General features: G+C 72.9%; 21 protein-coding genes. 11 read left to right on the forward strand and 10 right to left on the reverse strand.

Going from position 1 to position 20,152, the window contains the following annotated elements:
* The first annotated feature begins 97 nt into the window (after positions 1–97).
* Positions 98–934, forward strand: a complete 837-nt coding sequence (ddaH, locus tag PV410_RS33725) for a dimethylargininase (protein WP_500329614.1) — start codon at positions 98–100, stop codon at positions 932–934.
* 22 nt (positions 935–956) lie between these two features.
* Here ddaH and PV410_RS33730 read toward each other — a convergent pair whose 3' ends face one another.
* Together PV410_RS33730 and PV410_RS33735 are read right to left on the reverse strand one after the other, a co-directional pair.
* Positions 957–1,376, reverse strand: coding sequence for a PaaI family thioesterase (locus PV410_RS33730; protein ID WP_500329616.1), 420 nt, complete (start codon positions 1,374–1,376; stop codon positions 957–959).
* Positions 1,377–1,411: 35 nt separating this feature from the next.
* Positions 1,412–3,001, reverse strand: a complete 1,590-nt coding sequence (locus PV410_RS33735; RefSeq protein WP_500329617.1) for an MFS transporter — start codon at positions 2,999–3,001, stop codon at positions 1,412–1,414.
* A gap of 101 nt (positions 3,002–3,102) precedes the next feature.
* On the opposite strand from PV410_RS33735, the gene PV410_RS33740 reads away from it, so the two are divergent.
* Entirely contained in the window at positions 3,103–3,588 is a 486-nt protein-coding gene (locus tag PV410_RS33740) for a winged helix-turn-helix transcriptional regulator (RefSeq protein ID WP_500329619.1), read from the forward strand.
* A 63-nt stretch (positions 3,589–3,651) separates the two neighbouring features.
* Here PV410_RS33740 and PV410_RS33745 read toward each other — a convergent pair whose 3' ends face one another.
* Together PV410_RS33745 and PV410_RS33750 are read right to left on the reverse strand one after the other, a co-directional pair.
* The gene (locus tag PV410_RS33745; RefSeq protein ID WP_500329621.1) at positions 3,652–4,620 is read right to left on the reverse strand and encodes an SDR family NAD(P)-dependent oxidoreductase; all 969 of its coding nucleotides are present in this window, start codon (positions 4,618–4,620) and stop codon (positions 3,652–3,654) included.
* Positions 4,621–4,666: 46 nt separating this feature from the next.
* A complete protein-coding gene (locus PV410_RS33750) occupies positions 4,667–5,695 on the reverse strand; it encodes a LacI family DNA-binding transcriptional regulator (protein ID WP_500329733.1) in 1,029 nt (342 codons plus the stop codon).
* 444 nt (positions 5,696–6,139) lie between these two features.
* On the opposite strand from PV410_RS33750, the gene PV410_RS33755 reads away from it, so the two are divergent.
* The 3 genes from PV410_RS33755 to PV410_RS33765 all read left to right on the forward strand — a co-directional run bounded on the left by PV410_RS33755 (position 6,140) and on the right by PV410_RS33765 (position 9,848).
* Positions 6,140–7,384: a glycoside hydrolase 5 family protein gene (locus PV410_RS33755; protein ID WP_500329623.1), complete on the forward strand. Its 1,245-nt coding sequence runs from the start codon at positions 6,140–6,142 to the stop codon at positions 7,382–7,384.
* A 133-nt stretch (positions 7,385–7,517) separates the two neighbouring features.
* Entirely contained in the window at positions 7,518–8,921 is a 1,404-nt protein-coding gene (gene sthA, locus PV410_RS33760; protein WP_499509511.1) for a Si-specific NAD(P)(+) transhydrogenase, read from the forward strand.
* Between the two features lie 150 nt (positions 8,922–9,071).
* Entirely contained in the window at positions 9,072–9,848 is a 777-nt protein-coding gene (locus PV410_RS33765; RefSeq protein WP_500329625.1) for a class I SAM-dependent DNA methyltransferase, read from the forward strand.
* 391 nt (positions 9,849–10,239) lie between these two features.
* Here the strand turns inward: PV410_RS33765 and PV410_RS33770 are convergent, their stop codons facing one another.
* A complete protein-coding gene (locus tag PV410_RS33770; RefSeq protein ID WP_500329626.1) occupies positions 10,240–10,500 on the reverse strand; it encodes an acyl carrier protein in 261 nt (86 codons plus the stop codon).
* Positions 10,501–10,871: 371 nt separating this feature from the next.
* Between PV410_RS33770 and PV410_RS33775 the strand changes: the two genes are divergently transcribed.
* Positions 10,872–12,095: an alpha/beta hydrolase family protein gene (locus PV410_RS33775; RefSeq protein WP_500329627.1), complete on the forward strand. Its 1,224-nt coding sequence runs from the start codon at positions 10,872–10,874 to the stop codon at positions 12,093–12,095.
* 32 nt (positions 12,096–12,127) lie between these two features.
* Here the strand turns inward: PV410_RS33775 and PV410_RS33780 are convergent, their stop codons facing one another.
* Positions 12,128–13,060, reverse strand: a complete 933-nt coding sequence (locus tag PV410_RS33780) for a 2-dehydropantoate 2-reductase (RefSeq protein WP_500329628.1) — start codon at positions 13,058–13,060, stop codon at positions 12,128–12,130.
* Positions 13,061–13,128: 68 nt separating this feature from the next.
* Here PV410_RS33780 and PV410_RS33785 point away from each other — a divergent pair, with 68 nt between their 5' ends.
* Positions 13,129–13,761: a CGNR zinc finger domain-containing protein gene (locus PV410_RS33785; protein WP_500329630.1), complete on the forward strand. Its 633-nt coding sequence runs from the start codon at positions 13,129–13,131 to the stop codon at positions 13,759–13,761.
* 9 nt (positions 13,762–13,770) lie between these two features.
* Here the strand turns inward: PV410_RS33785 and PV410_RS33790 are convergent, their stop codons facing one another.
* The 3 genes from PV410_RS33790 to PV410_RS33800 form a co-directional block, all read right to left on the reverse strand.
* A complete protein-coding gene (locus PV410_RS33790) occupies positions 13,771–14,670 on the reverse strand; it encodes a LysR family transcriptional regulator (RefSeq protein WP_500329632.1) in 900 nt (299 codons plus the stop codon).
* Between the two features lie 137 nt (positions 14,671–14,807).
* Positions 14,808–15,767 carry an NAD(P)-dependent oxidoreductase gene (locus tag PV410_RS33795; RefSeq protein ID WP_500329633.1) on the reverse strand — a complete coding sequence of 320 codons (960 nt, stop codon included), beginning with the start codon at positions 15,765–15,767 and terminating at the stop codon, positions 14,808–14,810.
* A 431-nt stretch (positions 15,768–16,198) separates the two neighbouring features.
* Positions 16,199–16,660 carry an ATP-binding protein gene (locus tag PV410_RS33800; RefSeq protein WP_499509520.1) on the reverse strand — a complete coding sequence of 154 codons (462 nt, stop codon included), beginning with the start codon at positions 16,658–16,660 and terminating at the stop codon, positions 16,199–16,201.
* A gap of 173 nt (positions 16,661–16,833) precedes the next feature.
* Here PV410_RS33800 and PV410_RS33805 point away from each other — a divergent pair, with 173 nt between their 5' ends.
* Both PV410_RS33805 and PV410_RS33810 read left to right on the forward strand, forming a co-directional pair.
* Positions 16,834–17,070: a DUF397 domain-containing protein gene (locus tag PV410_RS33805; protein ID WP_500329635.1), complete on the forward strand. Its 237-nt coding sequence runs from the start codon at positions 16,834–16,836 to the stop codon at positions 17,068–17,070.
* 89 nt (positions 17,071–17,159) lie between these two features.
* The gene (locus tag PV410_RS33810; RefSeq protein WP_499509522.1) at positions 17,160–18,068 is read left to right on the forward strand and encodes a Sco1979 family transcriptional regulator; all 909 of its coding nucleotides are present in this window, start codon (positions 17,160–17,162) and stop codon (positions 18,066–18,068) included.
* Positions 18,069–18,121: 53 nt separating this feature from the next.
* Here PV410_RS33810 and PV410_RS33815 read toward each other — a convergent pair whose 3' ends face one another.
* A complete protein-coding gene (locus tag PV410_RS33815) occupies positions 18,122–18,937 on the reverse strand; it encodes an SAM-dependent methyltransferase (RefSeq protein WP_500329637.1) in 816 nt (271 codons plus the stop codon).
* A gap of 238 nt (positions 18,938–19,175) precedes the next feature.
* Between PV410_RS33815 and PV410_RS33820 the strand changes: the two genes are divergently transcribed.
* Both PV410_RS33820 and PV410_RS33825 read left to right on the forward strand, forming a co-directional pair.
* On the forward strand, positions 19,176–19,463 hold the full coding sequence (locus tag PV410_RS33820) for a DUF1905 domain-containing protein (protein ID WP_500329639.1): 288 nt from the start codon (positions 19,176–19,178) through the stop codon (positions 19,461–19,463).
* Positions 19,464–19,602: 139 nt separating this feature from the next.
* Entirely contained in the window at positions 19,603–19,986 is a 384-nt protein-coding gene (locus PV410_RS33825) for a VOC family protein (RefSeq protein ID WP_500329641.1), read from the forward strand.
* Positions 19,987–20,152: the final 166 nt, after the last annotated feature.

A 20,152-nucleotide genomic window follows, 5' to 3' on the forward strand; every position in this document is an offset into this window, starting at 1 on the left:
CGCCTGTGCGCAGCGTCCCGATCTTGTCGCCCGCGGGCTGCGGTTCCTACCGTTGAGTCATCCCCTGGCCGTCCCGCAGGAAGCGGAGGAGTTCGCCGTGCCCGAGAACCGTGTGGCCCGCCCCCGGCGTTACCTGGTCTGCCCGCCCGACCACTTCGACGTGCGCTACGCGATCAACCCCTGGATGCGTGAGGGCGTGCGGGTCGACACCGCGCTCGCCCGGGAGCAGTGGGCCGCGCTGGTGCGGGCCTACCGGGAGCACGGCCACACGGTGGAGTGCGTCGGGCCGGTCGCGGGGCTGCCCGACATGGTGTTCGCCGCCAACTCGGCGCTGGTGGTGGAGGGGCGGGTGTTCGGCTCCTCCTTCCACGCGCCCGAGCGGCGCCCGGAGGCCGACGAGTACGCGGCCTGGTTCAAGGCGGCGGGTTTCGAGGTGCACCGCCCGGAGTCGGTCTGCGAGGGCGAGGGCGACCTGGTGCCGGTCGGCGGGTTCGTCCTGGCGGGTACGGGCTTCCGCACGGTCCGGGCGGCGCACCACGAGGTGCAGGAGTTCTTCGGCGTGCCGACGATCGGCCTGCGGTTGACGGACCCGCGCTTCTACCACCTGGACACCGCGCTGTTCGTCCTGGACGACGGGGCGGGCGGCGGCGAGGCGAACATCGCGTACTACCCGGAGGCCTTCTCCCCCGGCAGCCGTGAGGTGCTGCGCCGGATGTTCCCGGACGCGGTCGTCGCCACCGTGGACGACGCGCTGGCGTTCGGCCTCAACTCGGTGTCGGACGGGCGGCACGTGTTCGTGGCGCCCGCGGCGGCGGGGCTGGTCGAGCAGCTCGCCGGGCGGGGCTACGTGCCCGTCCCCGTCGACCTCACGGAGTTCCACAAGGCCGGCGGGGGCATCAAGTGCTGCACGCAGGAGCTCCGCCCGGCGGTCTGACGTCGCCGGTCCCTGCCCGGGGTCACTGACCGGGCAGGGACCGGTTGAACAGCCGCACCTGCCCACGGGCGACGGTCCGGCCCTCGGCGTCCGTGATCACCACCAGCCACAGCTGCAGGCTCCGGCCCTGCTGCAGGGGTGTGCCGCGGACCTCGAGGCGGCCCTTGACGTACGGGAGCAGGAAGTCGGTCTGGTTGCTCACACCGACGGCGAACCGGCCCTCGGAGCGCACCGCGTGGGAGGCGCCGACGCTCGCCACGCTCTCGATGACGGTGGTGTGGAGGCCGCCGTGGGTGATCCCCCACGGGGTGTGGTGGTCCTCGGTGACCTCCAGGTGGGCGGTGACCTCCTGCGCGCTGATCGCGTCGAAGCGCAGCCCGACGGCGCGCAGGAAGGCTCCGGCGGCCTCCGGGTCGAGGGCGGGGTCGGTCGTCTCCGTCATCGTGGCTCTCCTGTTCGTCCTGGACGTGCGCGGGGTCAGTGGGCCTGCGGAGCGGGACGGTTGGCGATGAGCACGAGGGCCGCGACGGCGGCGACCGCCAGGCCGACGCCCGGGATGAGCACGGCCAGGTGCAGGGCTCCGGTGAAGGCGTCGCCGACGGCCGAGGTGACGGTGTCGCGGAGCGCCGCCGGCAGCGTGGAGCCCTGGTCTCCGGTGCCGACGGCCTGGGTCACCTGGTCGGCGATGCCGGACGGGACGCCCCGGTCGGCGAGTTCGCCGGGCAGCCGGGAGGCGAGGCCGCTGGTCAGCACGGTGCCCGTGACGGTCGCCCCGAGCGTGCCGCCGACCTGGCGGAAGAGGTTGACGGTACCGCTGGCCATGCCGCCGTCGGTGTGCGGCACGCTGATGACGGCCACGGCCGTGCTCGGCGGCAGGACCAGGCCCGCACCGGCCCCGAACATCGCCATCAGCACCGCGAGCACGGGTATGGACGCGGTGGGGGTCTGGGCGGTCATCAGCAGCGCGCCGGCCGCGGCGAGCGCCGCGCCCGCGCCGAGGGTGGCCTTGAAGCCGATCCGGCGTGCGATCCCCGCGGCGACGTAGCTGACCAGCACGTAGGAACCCATGATCGGCAGCAGCAGGAGTCCGGCGTCGAGGATGGACTCGTGCCGGATCCGCTCGAAGTACAGCACCTGGGCGAAGGCGGTGGCCACGAAGGCGTACTGGGCGATCATCGCGACGACGTTGGCCGTGGCGAAGGAGCGGCCGCGGAAGAGCCCGAGCTTCAGCATGGGCGTACGGGTGCGCGCCTCGTGGACGACGAAGACGACGAGCGCCGCGGCCGCGACGGCGAAGGCCGTGATCGCCTTGGCCGTGCCGAAGCCGGTGTGGCCGCCCTCGATCAGGCCGTAGTTCAGCGCGCCGATGGACGCGACCGCGAGCACCAGGCCCGGCGGGTCGAGGTGGCGTCCGGCCTGCTGGCTCTCGGTGACGAAACGGGGCGTGAGGACCAGCACCAGGACGGCGAGGACCACGTTGACCAGGAACACCGCGTGCCAGGACCAGTGCTCCAGGATCAGCCCGGCGGCCACGGGGCCGAAGGCGAGGCCGATGCCGGACACGGCGACCCAGATGCCGACGGCCCGGGTGCGGGCGTGCGGCTCGGCGAACATGTGCGTCACCAGGGACAGGCTGTTCGGCAGGATCGCGGCGCCGCCGAGGCCCATGAGGGCCTGGCCGGCGATGACGCCCGCGGCGCCGGAGGCCAGTGAGGTGACCAGGCTGCCCGCGCCGAGCAGCAGCATGCCGAGGGCGAACACGCGACGACGGCCGAAGCGGTCGCCGACGGTGCCGGCGGCGAGCACGAAGCTGGCGACCATCATCGAGTAGATGCCGGCGATCCACACGAACGCCGCACCCGACACCCGGAGGTCCTGTTGGAGCGGGGCGAGGACCGCGACGGTCTGGGTGATGTTCACGAACATCGCCATCTGGCCGAGGCTCGCGACGACGAAGCCGATCCAGCGCTTCCTCGACTCCCCCGCGTCCGGTGTCCTCGCGGTGGTCCTTGCTGTGGTCGCACCCACGGTCACGGCCTTGGCCGCGGCGGCGCTCGTGCTCGTCATGAACGGTTCCCTCCTGAGCTGAGTCCGCATTTCGAACCTAGCTGCGCAGCGAACGCTACCAGCCCTGAGTTCTTTCCGCGAACTCAGGTAGGATCCGGACCATGGAATACCTCGACCAGGACGTCTCCAACTGCTCCGTCGGCCGCGCCATCGGCCTCGTGGGCGACTCCTGGGTGCTGCTGGTCCTTCGCGAGGTCACCCGTGGGGTCAGGCGTTTCAGCGACATCCAGGAGCACCTGGGCGTGTCCCGCTCGGTGCTGACCGACCGGCTGAACGGCCTGGTCACCCAGGGGCTGCTCGAGCAGCGCGCGTACCGGGAGCCCGGCGCCCGGAGCCGCTCCGAGTACGTGCTCACCGAGAAGGGCCGCGACCTGTACCCGCTGATCACCGCCCTGCGGCAATGGGGCGACAAGTACCTCGCCGACCCCGAGGGGCCCTCCCTCCTGACCACCCACCACGGCTGCGGCGCGCCCGTCCGGGCCCGGCTGGTCTGCGACGAGGGCCATGTGGTCGACGCCCCGGAAGAGGTCGACCGCCGCCCCGGCCCCAGCGCCCGGCCCCGCCCCTCCGCGGGCGCGACGGCCTGAGACCGGCCGCGCGGCGCCCGGGGCGGGGGGCGGGGGCGTGCAGGCGCCCGGGGCGGGGGGCGTTCAGGCGCCCGCGTCGAACGCGTCGATGCCGGTCAGCTCCGCGGACAGCCGCCACAGGCGCGCGGCCTGCTCGGGGTCGGTGGCGTGGTCGCGCACCCCTCCGGTGAGCCCGTCCACGCCCTCGGTCAGGCGTTCCGCCACGTCGCAGTCCTCGCAGTAGAGACCGCCCCTGCCGGCGAGCATCGGTGACGCGGCGGCCCAGACCTGGGTCGCCGCGCCCTGCTGCGGTGTCTTGAGCGCCGGATCGGCGGGGTTGCCCTCCGCGTCGATCCAGCCCGCGGCGACCCTCTCCTCCAGCGGGACGTGACGCGCCAGGTCCGTGAGGATCACGCCCGGGTGCACCGAGAACGCCCGTACACCCCGCTCCCTGCCCAGCCGGTCCAGCTCGACGGCGAACAGCGCGTTCGCCGTCTTCGCCTGCCCGTACGCCGCCCACTTGTCGTAACCGCGCTCGAACATGACGTCGTCCCAGCGGATGCCCGAAAGCTGATGGCCCTGCGAGGACACCGAGACCACGCGCCCACCGCGCCTGGCGAGCGCCGGCCACAGCCGGTTGACCAGGGCATGGTGCCCGAGGTGGTTGGTGGCGAACTGCGCCTCCCAGCCCGGGCCCACCCGCGTCTCCGGGCAGGCCATGATCCCGGCGTTGCCGATCAGCAGGTCGATGCCGCGGCCGGAGGCGAGGAAGCGCTCGGAGAAGTCGCGGACGCTGTCGAGGTCGGCGAGGTCGAGCGCGTCGGCCTCCGTCCCGCCGATCCCCGCGAGGGCCTTCCCGGCCGCTTCGGGACGCCGGGCGGCCACTACGACGTGGGCGCCCGCGCCGGCGAGGGCGCGTGTGGTCTCCCGTCCGAGGCCCGCATGACCACCGGTGACGACGGCGAGCTTCCCGGTGAGGTCGATCCCGCGCAGCACCTCCCGCGCGGTCGTGCGGGCATCGAATCCGGTTCCGATCCTGGTCTGAGCTGTCATGCCCCCCATGCTGGGAGCTGGTGTGCGCTCCAGGGCAAGTGCCCGCTCAGCCGCGCGGCGGCGCCGTGCTGTCGCGGACGACGAGTGCCGGCGTCGGCTGGGCCACGTCGCGGGCCGGGCGGCCGCCGAGCAGGCAGACCAGTTCCTGCGCCGCACGCCGCCCGAAGGCCGTCGCGTCGCGGTCCAGGGCGGTCAGGCGCGGATGCGTGGCCCGGCAGAGCGCCGAGTCCTCCCAGGCGACCACCGACAGGTCGCGCGGTACGGACAGGCCCATGCCGAGCGCCACACCGGCGCCCGCGACCGCCATCACGTCGTTGTCGTAGATGATCGCCGTGGGCGGCTCGGGTCCGGCCAGCGCGAGGCGGGTGGCCTCGGCGCCCTGGCCCTCGGAGTAGTCGGTGGTGACCGAGCGGACACCGGACATCCCCCGGCGCGCGGCCCCCGCCCGCAGCGAGCCGATGCGGCGCGTGGTGTGCGCCAGGCCGGCCAGGCCCGCGACGTGGACGACACGGTGGTGGCCCAGCCCCGCCAGGTGGTCGACGATCGCGCCCATGGCGGCCGCGTCGTCCACCCGGACGGTGGAGATCACCGGGTACGGGACCGGCTCGTGCGGTTCACGGTCGACGTCGCGGCCGCCGACCACCACGGCGGGCAGGCCCAGGGCGTCCAGGAGGACCGGCCGGGGATCGCCGATCCGCGGGTCCACGACGATGACCCCGTCGACCCGCTGCTCGGCCCACCACCTGCGGTAGACCGCGCACTCCTCCTCGGCGTCCGCCACCACCCGGAAGAGCAGGCCGAGGTGGCGTTCCGACAGCACCTCCTGGATGCCCGAGACGAGCTGGAGGAAGAACGACTCGATGCCCAGCGAGCTCGCCGGGCGGGCGAGCACCAGGCCCACGGTGGCGGCGCCCTCCCCCGACAGGGCCCGCGCGGCGGTGCTGGCCCGCCAGCCGAGCTGGTCGGCGACCCGGCGCACACGCCTGCGGGTGGTCTCGGAGACCCCGGGGCGGTCGTTGAGGGCGAAGGACACGGCGCTCTCGGAGACGCCCGCCCGCCGGGCGATGTCCTTCATCGTGGGGCGCCGGGCGGGGACGCGGCGGCCGGTCCGGGCAGCGGGCGGCGGCTCCACCGGTGGCTCGTGCGCCGCGATCGTGGGCCCCCTCGGATCGTCCGCCTGACGTCGTACGCGCCGGGCCCGGGCGGCGCGACGCGGGGACCAGTATCCCCCAGCCTGGGAGGGTCGGGTACTAAAGCGCTTGAGCGGCACGGCCCTAAAGCGCATTAGCGCTGACGCCCGAATTCCTCTCGCATTCCGTTGACCTGTGGCTTCAAGGCCCCAAGACGTAGGCGTAAGAGCCGAGTTGACTTTCCCGGAGCGCGGTGTCACCTTGTCGTGGGCGCCGGCGGCGACTCCCCCAGCCGCGCCGATCACGGGACGGACATCCCCCGACCGCCCCGCGACCACCGGTTCCGCCGCCGCGCGCCCACCCCAGCTCGTACGATCACGGGAACCGCCATGACACCGCGCTTCGGCGTCAACTACACGCCCAGTCAGGGCTGGTTCCACCACTGGCTCGACTTCGACCTCGACGCCGTCCGCGCCGATCTGGACTCCATCGCCCGCCTCGGCCTGGACCACATCCGGGTCTTCCCGCTGTGGCCGCTGTTCCAGCCCAACCGCACCCTGATCCGGCCGCGCGCCGTGGAGCAGTTGGTCGCACTGGTCGACGCCGCAGCCGAGCACGGCCTGGACGTCAACGTGGACGGGCTGCAGGGCCACCTGTCCAGCTTCGACTTCCTGCCCTCCTGGACGGCCACCTGGCACCGCAGGAACATCTTCACCGACCCGGACGTCGTCGCCGCCGAGGCCGAGTACCTGCGCACGCTCGCCGCAGCGCTCGCCGACCGGCCCAACTTCCTCGGCATGACCGTGGGCAACGAGATCAACCAGTTCTCCGGCCCGCCGCACCCGGACCCGGACCCCATCGGCCCGGCCGAAGCGGAGGCCTGGCTGCGCCTGATGCTCGACGCGTGCGAGCGCGGCGCCCCCGGCAAGCTCCACCTGCACGCCGAGTACGACGCCGCCTGGTACCAGGACGACCACGCCTTCACCCCCGCGCAGGCCGCCCGCCTCGGCTTCGCCACCGCCGTCCACTCCTGGGTCTTCAACGGAACGGCCCAGCGCCACGGCCACGCGGGCGTGGCCACCGAGCACCACGCCGCGTACCTGATCGAGCTGTCGAAGGCCTGGGCCACCGATCCCCACCGCCCGGTCTGGCTCCAGGAGGTCGGCGCCCCCGCGCCGGTGGTGCCGCCCGAGCACGCGGCGGCCTTCGCCACCGCCACCGTCGCGGGCGCCCTGGACTGCGAGGACGTGTGGGGGGTGACCTGGTGGTGCTCGCACGACGTCGCCCGGTCCCTCGCCGACTTCCCCGAACTCGAGTACACCCTCGGGCTCCTCACCAACGACCGCGAGGTCAAGCCGGCGGGCACCGCCGTTGCCCGCGCCGTGGCGGAGCTGCGCGACCGCGGGTACGCGCCGCGGCCGCGGACGACCGCGCTCGTCGTCGACGTGGGCGACACCCTGACGGCGCCCCACCGGTCCGGATGCGCCCCCGGCGGCGAGGTGTTCGAGGCGTGGGCCGCGCTGACCGCCCGGGGCGTACGGCCCACCGTGGTGCTCGCCGACCGGGCAGCGGACGCGGCGCACCTGGCCGCCCGCGGCATCACCGAGGTCGTCACGCCCGCCCAGGCTCGCTGAGCCCCCCGTGCCCCGTCCCCCGGCGGGCCCCCGGGCACGGGTCCCGCACCCGTGCCCGGGGACCCGGGGACGCCACCGGCCGCATCGCCGACAGCCCTTTCCCGGGGACGCCGTGGCCTGACAGACTCGTCCGGTGACCGAATTCGACCTGCTCGTCATCGGATCCGGCCCGGGTGGCCAGAAGGCCGCCATCGCCGCGGCCAAGCTGGGCCGCCGGGTCGCCGTCGTCGACCGCCCCGACATGGTCGGCGGGGTCTCCATCCACTCCGGCACCATCCCGTCGAAGACGCTACGCGAGGCCGTGCTCTACCTGACCGGGCTCACCCAGCGGGACCTGTACGGCCAGAGCTACCGCCTCAAGGAGGACATCACCATCGCGGACCTCACCGCGCGCACCCAGCACGTGGTGAGCCGCGAGGTGGACGTGATCCGCAGTCAGCTCTCCCGCAACCGCGTCACCATGCTCACCGGGACCGGCCGCTTCATGGACGACCACACGGTCGCCGTGGAGGACCCCTCCGGCCGCGAGGTGCTGGTCACCGCCGGGAACATCGTCATCGCCACCGGGACGCGCCCGGCCCGCCCGTCGACCGTGGAGTTCGACGACCGCACGGTGATGGACTCCGACAGCGTGCTCAACCTGGACCGGGTACCGCGCTCCATGGTCATCGTCGGCGCCGGCGTCATCGGCATCGAGTACGCCTCGATGTTCGCCGCGCTGGGCAGCAAGGTGACGGTGGTCGAACAGCGCGACGGGATGCTGGACTTCTGCGACGTCGAGGTGGTCGAGGCGCTCAAGTACCACCTGCGGGACCTCGCCGTCACCTTCCGCTTCGGCGAGACGGTGGCGGCCGTGGAGCGGCATGCGACGGGCGCGCTGACCGTCCTGCAGAGCGGGAAGAAGATCCCCGCGGACGCCGTCATGTACTCGGCCGGGCGGCAGGGCCTCACCGACGCCCTCGACCTCGGCAAGGCGGGCCTGACCGCCGACAAGCGGGGCCGGATATCGGTGGACGAGCACTACCGCACCTCCGTGCCGCACATCTACGCCGTCGGCGACGTCATCGGCTTCCCGGCGCTCGCGGCCACCTCCATGGAGCAGGGCAGGCTCGCCGCGTACCACGCCTGCGGCGAACCGGTGAACGCGATGCATGGCCTGCAGCCCATCGGCATCTACACGATCCCGGAGATCAGCTTCGTCGGCCGTACGGAGGACCAGCTCACCGACGACAACGTGCCCTTCGAGGTGGGCATCTCGCGCTACCGAGAGCTGGCCCGCGGCCAGATCATCGGCGACTCGCACGGCATGCTGAAGCTGCTGGTGTCCACGGAGGACCGCACGCTGCTCGGCGTCCACTGCTTCGGCACCGGCGCCACCGAGCTGTTGCACATCGGCCAGGCGGTGATGGGCTGCGGCGGCACGGTCGACTACCTGGTCGACGCCGTGTTCAACTACCCGACCCTCGCCGAGTCGTACAAGGTGGCCGCCCTCGACGCCACCAACAAGCTCCGCCAGATCAACCGCCTCACCGGCTGACGCCGGGCCGTCGCGTGCGGGGCGCCCCGGCCGGGGCGCCCCGCACACCGGTACCACCCGTTCGGAGGGGGAACGGCGGGGGCGCTGCGTGGCAGCCTCCCGAGAGGGACGAAGAACGCGTCCCCCGTGACCCCCGAGGGAGTACCCGCCATGGCCACCAGGAAGAACCTCCGGGCCGACCGGACGAGCCTCACCCACAAGGTCGGCTACGCCCTCCGGCACCCCACGCGGGTCGCCGGGTACGCGCGCCGGGCCGCGCGGGACCGCTGGCTCGCGCACCGGCACCGCGACCACGTGGCGTACTACCGGGCGGTCATGGCCAGCGACACCGCGCGGGACCCCGAGGCCGCCGTCGGCAGCGGCAGCCACGACCGCTGGCTGGCGCTGGGCGCGATGCAGTTCGACTACCTGCGTGAGCACGGCCTGTCGCCCCGGCACCGGCTGCTGGACATCGGGTGCGGCAACCTGCGCGCGGGCTGGCGCCTCATCGAGCACCTCGACGCCGGCCACTACTACGGCATCGACATCTCCCCCGACATCCTGATCGCCGCCAAGCGCACCGTGACCGCGCAGGGCCTGCAGCGCAAGCTGCCGTACCTCACGCTCACCCACGACCTGACCTTCGACTTCCTGCCGGACCGCCACTTCGACGTGGTCCACGCGCACAGCGTCTTCTCCCACTCGCCCCTGGAGGTCATCGACGAGTGCCTGGCCCACGTGGCGCGGATCCTGGCCCCGGGCGGGTGGTTCGACTTCACGTTCGACCGCACCGAGGGGAAGGAACACCACGTGCTGCGCGAGGACTTCTACTACCGCACCGAGACGCTGATGGATCTGGCCGCCCGGCACGGGCTGCGCGCCCGCTTCATGGACGACTGGGAGCTGCGCGGCCACGGGCAGTCGAAGATCCGCGTCCACGCGGGCTGAGCCGTGCCGGACGTCCCGGCACGCCGGGGGCGGACCCCGGCGTGAGGCCGGAAGGGTCCTGCCGTCCGTGACGGCCCCTCGCGCGTACGACGGCGACGTGCTCAGGAGGCGCGTAGGCACGCAGGCTCCCGGCATCGAGGGAGCCGTCACCCGCAGGGCCGACGTCGGCCACGAGCCCGTGCGCGCGCGCTTACGGTCCCGGCTCCGCCACCGCGGCCGGGCGGCCGGTGTCGATGCCGCGGTGCCGCAGCGCGGCGTCCCCGATGCCGGCCCCGCCCGCACCCGCGTCCCGGACCTGCCGCGGGACACGGCCTTCCCGGTCCTCGGCGAGAGCTACGTGGTGCCGTGCGCGGTGTGGGACGACCACGCCGCAGACGAGGCGTGGCCGTCGTCAGGGGGCCTCCGCGGCCTCCTGTTCGGCGCGCTTGCCGGCCACGTGCTCGACGAGGTCGCGCACGGTGCCCATCCGCTCGACCTCGTCGGCCAGCAGCATCACGCCGACCTCGCGTTCGACGGCGTCGGCGGCACGCTGCTTGGCCCGGTCGCCCAGGCGCAACCGGGCGAAGGTCGTGTCCGGCCCGATCTCCTCCGGCGCCACGTCCGCACATCCGGCGACCACCCTGCGCACGATGCCGGCGACGTCTTCGGTCATGTTCCCTCTCCCCTCCGGTGACTGTCCGATACGCCTACCCCGCCGGCGGCGGAGGACCGCACCGGTGCGCCGGGCCGTTCGGGGGAACGGCCGGTGTCGTGGGCCGGCGTGCCGGGGCGCGGCTCGTACGTTCGGCCGGTATGACGCACCTTCCGCACGGCCCCGCCCCCGCGCCCACCCGTCGCACCGCGCTGGCCGGGCTCGCGGCAGGGGCCGGGGCCCTGGCGGCCGCCGGGTGCACGCCCTCGGGCGCCTCCCCCGCGGGCCCGCCTTCGCCCGGCGGTCCGGGAACGGGGCCCGGGTCCGGGTCCGGGTCCGGGCGGACGTCGGCCTCCGCTGCGGGTCCCGCGGGCGGCGCCACCCCCGGGGTGATGACCCTCTTCGACGACCCCGCCTACGACTTCAACGCGCTCCTGGCCCTCGGCGCCTGCGGCTACGGCTCCGCCGAGGCCGGTGAGGTGCTCACCGCCGTGAACGCCGTCACCACGGCGGGGGTGTCGGCGCAGTCGTACACCCGCACCTTCAGAGAGCTGGGCGACCGGCTGCTCACGACGCCGAGGGGCAGCATGCCCGGGCGCCAGACCACACGGTTCCGGACGCTGCGGGCGGCCCAGTACTACGGCCAAGCGCTGTTCTTCGTTCTCGGCTCCGAGGACCCGGGCAGCGAGGAGCAGCTCTACCGTGCCGGGCGCCGCGCCTGGGACGCCTTCTGCGAGCGCTGCGATCCGGCCCCGGTGACGGCGGGCGTGGCCTGCGGGAGGACGCGGATGCCGGTGTGGTTCTTCCGCCCGGAAGGGGCGCAACGGCGCAGGCCCACGGTGATCCTGACCAACGGCAGCGACGGCCAGAACGTCGACATGTGGACGTACGGCGTGTCGGCGGCCCTGGACCGCGGCTGGAACGCACTCGTCTACGACGGCCCGGGGCAGGGCCATGTGCTCTTCGTGGAAGAAGTCGTCTTCACCCCGCGCTGGGAGAAGGTCGTCACCCCGCTGGTGGACTGGCTGACCGCCCGCTCCGACGTGGACCCCGGCCGGATCGCCCTCACCGGGCTGAGCATGGGCGGCAACCTGGCGCCCCGGGCGGCCGCCTTCGAGCACCGGATCGCCGCCCTGGTGGCGATGCCCGGCTGTGTGTCCCCCTGGCTGGCCTTCCCCCAGGAGGTCCGGGAGATCCTCACCGCCGACAAGGAGCGGACCAACGCCGTCTGGACCAAGGAGGTCGTCCCGGCGCTGAGCCCGTCCGAGGCGGCGACGCTCAAGAAGCGCTTCGAACCCTTCTCCGCCCCGGCGATGACCGAGGCGCGGGAGGGCAGGATGTTCACCGACTTCTTCACCCCCGCCCGCCTCATCGCCTCACTGGACGTCAGCGACGTGCTGGGCCGGATCAAGGCGCCCACCCTGGTGCTGGACTACGAGTTCGAGCAGTTCTACCCGGGGCAGCCGCGCCGGATGTACGACGGGCTCACCGCCCCGAAGGACTACGTGAAGCTCACCGCGGCCACCGGGGCGCAGCTGCACTGCTCCCCGATGGCCCCCCAGCAGCACTGCGAGGTCGTCTTCGACTGGCTGCAGGACACGCTCTCGGTGCGCTGACCGGGGGCGGGACCGGCCGCCCCTTACGGCGGTCACGGCACGCGCGGCCGGCCCGGCACATAGGGCGCGAGGATGTCGGCCACGGTGCGGTTGCGGGGCGTGGGGACGCCCAGTTCGCGGCCGAGGTCGGCGACGCCTCCGCTGAGCCACGGCAGTTCCAGGCGGTTGCCCTGCTCCAAGTCGTTGTGCATGGAGGAGGTCATCGTGGCGGGCAGCGTGTCACAGAAGGCCAGTTGCTCGTCGACGAAGGACTCGTCGAGGCGCACGCCCGAGGCCCGGCCGACGGCGACGACCTCCGCCATGACGTCGCGCAGCAGCGACCGCGTCGCGGGATCGGCGCGGACGACGCCGATCGGCTGGCGCACGGCCGAGGTGGTGCCCGACAGGCCCGTGAGGAACACGAACTTCTGCCACAGGACCCGCGCGATGTCGGCGCTGACCTCCGCGTCGACGCCGGCCTTCTCGCACACCTCGCGGAACTCCTCCGCCCGGGCCGCCCCCTGCCCGTCGTACGGGCCGAAGACCAGCTTCTGCATCGTCCCGCGGTGGGAGACGACGCCGGGTTCCTCGATGACGGCGGAGATGTAGCAGACCCCGCCCCACACGGCCTCGGGCGGCAGGTGCCGGCGCAGGACCGAGTCCTTCTGGACGCCGTTCTGAAGGGAGATCACCCGCGCGCCCGCCTCGGCGAGGCCGCGCAGCCGGGTGGCGACGTCCTCGGTGTCCCACAGCTTGACCGCGACCAGCACGACGTCGGCGGGACCGACGTCACCGATGTCCGGCACGAACCGGTCGGCCGGTGCCCGGAACTCCCCCAGCGGGCTGCGGACGGCCAGCTCGCCGTTGGCCCGGATCGCCTCCAGGTGCCGACCGCGGGCGACGAAGGTGACCTCGTTGCCCGCCTCCGCGAGACGGGTGCCGAAGTAGCCGCCCACTCCGCCCGCTCCCACGACCGCTATGCGCATGGCGTGCTCCCTTCCCGGTCCGGCCTGGCCGATGGCTTGGTAACCGTCTTCAAGGTTACTATGGACACATGAGCGAGCGCGCACCGGCCACGGGGACCCCGGCCACTCCCCGCACCCGCGTCACGGCCAAGGTCCGTGCGCTGCGCTTCGACGCGGGCTCCCTCTCGCTCGACCTCGTCGCCACCGTCGGCCGCCGTCCCAGCACCCCCGTCGAGCGGCTCGGCGATCACGACCGCCTCCGCGCCTGGTGCGGCGGCGTCGGAGTGACGCTGCGGGACGGGGAGGACGGGACGGCCCTGCTCGACGCCCTCCACGAGCTGCGCGCCGCCGCCACCGACGTCGCCACCGCGGTCGTCGACGGCCGCACGCCGCGAGCGGAGTGCGTGGACCTGCTCAACGACCTGGCCCGCGTCGAGCCGCCCGCGCCCCTCCTCCGCGTCGACGCCCACGGGCGCCCGAGCGCCGGGACGGAACCGCTGTCGGCCGCCCAGTTGCTCTCCGCCGTGTCCCGGGACCTGATCGCGCTGGTCACCGAGCCGCGCCTGCGGGACCGGCTGCGCACCTGCGCCGCGGAGATCTGCGGCATGCTCTACCTCGACACCGGCAACGGGAAGCCGCGCAAGTGGTGCTCCATGGAGCGCTGCGGCAACAACGCGAAGGCCGCCCGGCACCGGCACCGCGCCTCCGCGGCCGCCCCGTAGCCCCACCGCCTACGGCGACACCGGCTGGGCGAAGGCCGCGATGAAATGCCCGAGGTCACGCCGGTGCGAACTGGACGGCCACACCGCCCAGGTCCTGCGGACCAGGGGATCTCCCACCAGGGGCGACCACACGACCGTTTCGGGGATCGGCTGCGCCCAGTTCGGCGGGGCCAGCGCGAACGCCCGCCCGGTGATCACGGCCGCCAGCTTCACCTCCGCGATCAGCGGCTCCCCCGCGCCCGCCTCGGGACCCACGTCCAGCCCGTGGCTGCGCAGCACCGAGGTCAGCTCGTCCCACCAGGCCGGACTCCCGGCGCGGGGGAAGCCCACCCACTCCAGCCCCGCCAGGCACTCCAGGCGGACGCCGTGCGGTCCGGCGAGTTCGGCCGCCTGGTCCGCCGCGAGCAGCACCCCGAGGTTCTCCCGGACCACCAGCATCGCGTCGAACTCGGGCCCGGCCGGGCGCTCACGCGTCAGACCGACGTCGAGCTCGTCCGCGTGCAGTGCCTCCAGCTGGGCCGCCGTGGACAGATGATGGGCCTGCACCCTCGTGTCGGGGTAGGCCCGGGACAACTCGGTGAGCACGGGGGTCAGCAGGTCGGGCGGCAGCTCCAGCGGGATGCCCAGCCGCAGGGTGCCCCCGCCCTGCGCCGTCAGGGCCGCCATCGTCCGCACGGCCTGGTCGTGGCGCGCGAGCACGGCGCGCGCCTCGGAGAGCAGGACCGCCCCGGCCTCCGTGGTCCGTACGCCGGAACTGGACCGCACCAGGAGTTTGACGCCGAGTTGACGCTCCAGCGCGGTGACGGTCTGCGACAGCGCCGACTGGCTCACGTGCAGCCGCCGCGCCGCGGCGGACATCCCGCCCTCCTCCGCCACGGCGACGAAGACACGCAGCTCCCGCAGTTCCATCCGGCCATCCCACCACGCGGCGCCGCAAGGAGGTCCCGACGGGCCAGGCGATTTCCCGATCGGGGAACACGCCGACCCCTGGGGGTGATTCGCCGGGCCGACCGGCCCCCGGGATGTTTCCCGGGGGCCGCCACCGCTCAGCGCGCGGCGGCCATCTGCGGCAGGACGTTCACCAGGGACTCGCCGCCCGCGTAGCGGGCCAGCTGCTGCGCGATGAAGGCGAGGGAGGTGGGCGTGAAGGCGTCGGTGAAGGCCCCGACGTGCGGGGTGATGAGGACACCGGGCAGGTACCACAGCGGGTGACCGCTGGGCAGCGGCTCGGGCGCGGTGACGTCCAGGGCGGCACGCAGCCGCCCGCGTCCGGCTTCGCGCACCAGCGCCCGCGTGTCGACGAGTTCCCCCCTGGCCACGTTGACCAGGACGGCCCCGTCCTTCATCAGGGCCAGGCGGGAGCCGTCCATCAGGTCGCGGGTCTCGTCCGTCAGGGGCGCGCACAGCACGACGGCGTCGGCGGAGGGGAGCAGCCCGGGCAGGTCCGCGAACCCGTGCACGTGGCCGTCCGCGGTGTCGCGCGCGGTACGTGCCAGCCGGACCACCCGGCAGCCGAACGGGGCGAGCCTGGCGGCCACGGCCCTTCCGACCGCGCCCTGGCCGACGATCAGGACCTCCTTGCCGGACAACGTGGGGAAGACACGCGGTTGCCACTGACCCAGGGCGTGCCGGCGGGAGAAGTCGTCCAGACCGCGACCCGCGGCCAGCAGCAGCGTCACCGCCAGCTCGGCCGTGGCCTCGCCGTGCACGCCGTTGGCCGTGGCGACGCGGGTGCCCGGGGGAAGCAGCCCCAGGAAGGGTGCGAGGTAGTCGTGCCCGGAGCTGAGGACCTGGAGGACCTCCAGCCGCTCGGCGTGGTGCAGCAGCCGGTCGAGGATCTGGTGCTGCTTGGCCGGGACGGGCGGGACGACGACGAACCGTACGTCCCGGGGATCGGAGGGGAAGGCCGAAAGACCGTCCCAGAAGTGGTACGACAGGCCGTCGGGCAGCGGTCCGGCGAATTCGCCGGACCGATAGGGCAGCCAGACCGCGCGGCTTTCTTGCATGATTCGCTGTGCTTTTCTGTGGAGCTCGGAGAACGGGCGTGCCACGCCGGGTGCGCCGGGGCTCCGTCCTTCAGAGCAGGGGCCCTTCCGTCGCGGACGGACGCGTCCGCGGGCCCGGAGAATCTGACATCGTTGTCAAACCGTGAACCTCACGAACGCTAGCACATCTGACGAAAGGGCCATTGACGGCGAGCGGCAGGAAACAGCGGCGCGTCAACAAAAGGTGAATTCCTTTCCCGGGAAAGGCAAAGACACAGTCATCGACCGCCCCCGGAGAGCGCCGGCGTCCTCCCGGCCAAGCGGAGCGGCCAAGCGGAGCGGCGAACCGTCAGGCCGCGGCGAGGCATCCCCCCGGTGCCCCGCCGCGGCGCTTCTGGCCCCCGTTCCCCCGTCCCACGGCGTCCGGTCTGCGGGACACCGTGGGGCGGAAGTCACATGGGCGCGGAGATCAGCGCCCAGACGGACTTGCCCGCCTCGTCGGGCGGTGTCCACCCCCAGGACTCGCTGAGCGAGTCGATGATGTGCAGCCCCCGCCCGGTCTCGGCGAACCAGTCCGGTTCCTTCACCACCGGGACACCCGTGCCGGGGTCGGCGACCGTACAGAGCACGGACTCGTCACGGCGGAGCAGGCCCAGCCAGACCGGCCGGCTCGACAACGGCGCGTACGCCGGGTCGTCGAGGCCGTAGCGCACGGCGTTGGTCAGCATCTCCGACACCACGATCGAGGCGGTGTCGACGATCGCGAGCATCCCCCAGTTGCTCAGGGTGGCACGCGTGAACTGCCGTGCGGAACCTGCTGCGTGGAGGTCACCGCTCAGGCCGCAGGCGGCAAAGCGTGACCCTGAGTCCTCGGTCAGGCCGTAGTCGAGGGGGATCGCCGGATGCGTAGTCATCGGGAACTCCGCAGAGCTGTCGGGCGGGGGGCGCGGTGCTGTCTGCGTCCACCACTATCCCCGCCGGATCCCTACCCGTGCAAGCACATCTGCAATTACAGTCGTAAGTGCAAGGGTAAGTACATCTGCACGTGCATCTGCACGTGCAGATGGCCCGTCAAGGAGGCGTAGCCATGCGGGAGTTCGACAACGGCGTACCGGCCACCGACATCGAGGGCGCGGACTGGAGGAAGAGCGGCCGGAGCAACCCCAGCGGCAACTGCGTCGAGCTGGCGGCGCTGCCCGGTGGAGGCTTCGCGATGCGCAACTCCCGCCACCCGGGCGGACCTGCGCTCATCTACACGCGCGCGGAGATCGAGGCCTTCCTCGGCGGCGTGAAGGACGGCGACTTCGATGACATGACGGGCTGACAAAACGTCGGCATGCCATAAGATGCGGCTGTATTCGGGCACCACTCAGTGAGACACTGACGGTCCGCCCAGTCACCACGGGAGCCGGCATGACCGCGACGCGGCCGAGCAACGAACCGTCGATAAGGCAGTACCTGGAGCACCCGCGCGGTGGTCCGACGGTGCTGCGCATCGTGCTCGGCACCCAGCTGCGGAGGCTGAGGGAGTCCCGGGGCATCACCCGCGAAGCGGCGGGTGACGCGATCCGCGGCTCCCACGCCAAGATCAGCCGCCTCGAACTGGGCCGCGTCGGCTACAAGGAGCGTGACGTCGCCGACCTCCTCACCCTCTACGGCGTGACCGACGAGACCGAGCGCGCGGACTGCCTCAAGCTCGCCCACCAGGCCAACACCCCCGGCTGGTGGCACCGGTACGCCGATGTGCTCCCCGGCTGGTTCGAGACGCTCGTGGGCCTCGAGGAGGCCGCCTCCGTCATCCGTACGTACGAGGTGCAGTTCATCCCCGGTCTGCTGCAGACCGAGGAGTACGCCCGCGCCGTCATCCGGCTGGGGCACCCCAGGGCGTCCGGGGTCGAGGTCGAGCGCCGGGTCGCGCTGCGCATGGAGCGCCAGCACCTGCTGAACGGGCCCAACGCGCCCCGGCTGTGGGCGGTCGTGGACGAGGCGGCGCTGCGCCGTCCGATGGGCGGCGCCGAGGCGATGGCGCGCCAGCTGGAGCGGCTCATCGAGGCGGCCGCGATGCCGAACGTGACGCTGCAGGTGGCGCCGTTCAGCGTCGGCGGCCTCGCCACCGCGGGCGGACCGGTCACGATCCTGCGTTTCCTGGAGCCGGACCTGCCCGACATCGTCTACCTGGAGCAGCTCACCAGCTCGCTGTACCTGGACAAGCAGGACGACGTCGACAACTACCTGGCCGTGATGGACCGGCTCAGCGCCGAGGCCGAGCCCCCGGTCCGGACGCCGGACTTCCTGCGCGACTTCCTCAAGCAGTTGTCGTGAGCTGACGCGGTTCCCCGGGGCCGGCCCTTCCGGCCCCGGGACCCCTGACGTCCTCAGGCCTTGTGGCCGACCCCGCCGAACTCGATCCACTCCTGGGTGGCCTGTCGGGGCGCAAGGTCGGTGTCGGGGCGCCAGGTGGACACCTCGACCAGTCCCGGCTCCAGGATCCGCAGACCGTCGAGGAAGCCCTCGACGTCGCTCTCCTGACGGACCCGGCCCCAGTTGCCCTGGGTGCTGGCGTCCATGAACTCGGTGACGAAGTCGCGCACCGCCTTGTCCTCGCTGACCAGCTGGCACACCACGAGGAAGCTGCCCGGCGCCAGCCGCTCCGCGACGCGCCTGACCAGGCCCGCCGGGTCGTCCTCGTCGGGGATGCAGTGCAGGACCGAGACGAAGAGGGCGGCGACCGGCTGGCTGAAGTCGATCAGCCGCTCCACCTCGGAGTGGCCGAAGATGCCGTCGGTGTCACGGAAGTCGGCCTGGATGACGGCCGTGTTCTCGTTCTCCTCCAGCAGCGCACGGCCGTGCGCCAGCACGATCGGGTCGTTGTCGACGTAGACGACGCGCGCGGCCGGGTCGACGCGCTGGGCGACCTGGTGGACGTTGTCCTGCGTCGGCAGGCCTGACCCGTGGTCCAGGAACTGGCGTATCCCGTACTCGCGGGCGAGCACGCCCACGACGCGCTGCAGGAACCTGCGGTTGTTGACCGCCAGTTCCTTGGTGCTCGGGACGACCTTGAGCAGCTCCTCGGAGGCCTCACGGTCGACGGCGTAGTTGTCCTTGCCGCCGAGCAGGAAGTCGTACATCCGGGCGACGCTGGGAATCCCGGTGTCGATCGCGGTCGGCAGCGGCTCTCGCTCCTGGCTCATCCGGCCCCTCACAGTCCTGCCCACGCCCTGAACGCGGGGTGATCGCGGAAGTCCCATTCTAGGCTCAAGTCACCCTGCCGCCCTGCGGTTTCACCCATGGGAAGTGAATTGATCGCCAACATGTTTGACTCCTGAAACACCATCAGTCACCGCGCTACCGGACGTATCCCCCTCGCTACCGGGGCGCCACCTGTACGCTGAGGCGGTCCGGCCACCCTGCAGGAACGGGACCGACCCCATGGAGCTCGTCTTCGCCGGCCGTGTGATCGAGTGGCGCGGACCATCGCCGTACTACTTCGCGACCGTCCCGGAGGAGGAGTCCGAGCACATCCGCGAGGTGGCCGCGATGGCCACCTACGGCTGGGGCGTCATCCCCGTCGAGGCCCGCATCGGGGACACCGCCTTCACGACGTCGCTCTTCCCCAAGGACGGCGGTTACCTGCTGCCGCTGAAGGTCGCCGTGCGCAGACCCCAGGGCATCGCGGCCGGGGACGAGGTGACCGTGGAGATGACGGTCCGCCTCTGACGTGACGGCGACGCCCCGGGCGGTTCGGTCCCGTTGGGGGCGGCGCGCGCTCAACCGACCCGCCACCGGTCGTCGCAGGCCGAACGCCCTTCTGCGCGAAGGCGTGGACAACCCCCCGGCGCCGCGACAGACTACGGCCGTGCGATCACGAACGCTGGGCATGTGGTGGGGCACCGCCATGGAAGCACCGGATCCCGCCGCCCTCGCGGCGTTCTACGCCGAGCTGCTCGGGTGGCCCGTCGTGCACGAGGAACCGGGCACCTCCGTGGTCGCCGCGCCCGAAGGTCCGGCCTACCTCGTGTTCCAGCAGGCGACCGGCTACCGGGCCCCCACGTGGCCGCCCGCCGACGGCGATCAGCGGCCCATGATGCACTTCGACTTCCAGGTCGGCGACCTCGACGGCGCCGTCGCCGACGCGGTCGCGCTGGGCGCCTCGCTCGCCGGCCACCAACCCCGGGAGAACGTCCGCGTCCTCCTGGACCCGGCCGGCCACCCCTTCTGCCTCTGCCTGGACGAGGAGTAGGCGCGAGCGGTGCGGTGGACGCGTGCTCCCGGCCGCGTCACGCTCGGCGCCCCACCTCATGCGATCCCACATCGCAAGACAGCGTGTCCTGGAATGCGAGACCGAGGTCAGGGTCGGCCGGGCGGGGACGAGGCCAATCGAGCGGTAGGACGAGTTGATCGCCGAC

This window comes from Streptomyces sp. PA03-5A (assembly GCF_033792725.1).
Lineage (GTDB): Bacteria > Actinomycetota > Actinomycetes > Streptomycetales > Streptomycetaceae > Actinacidiphila.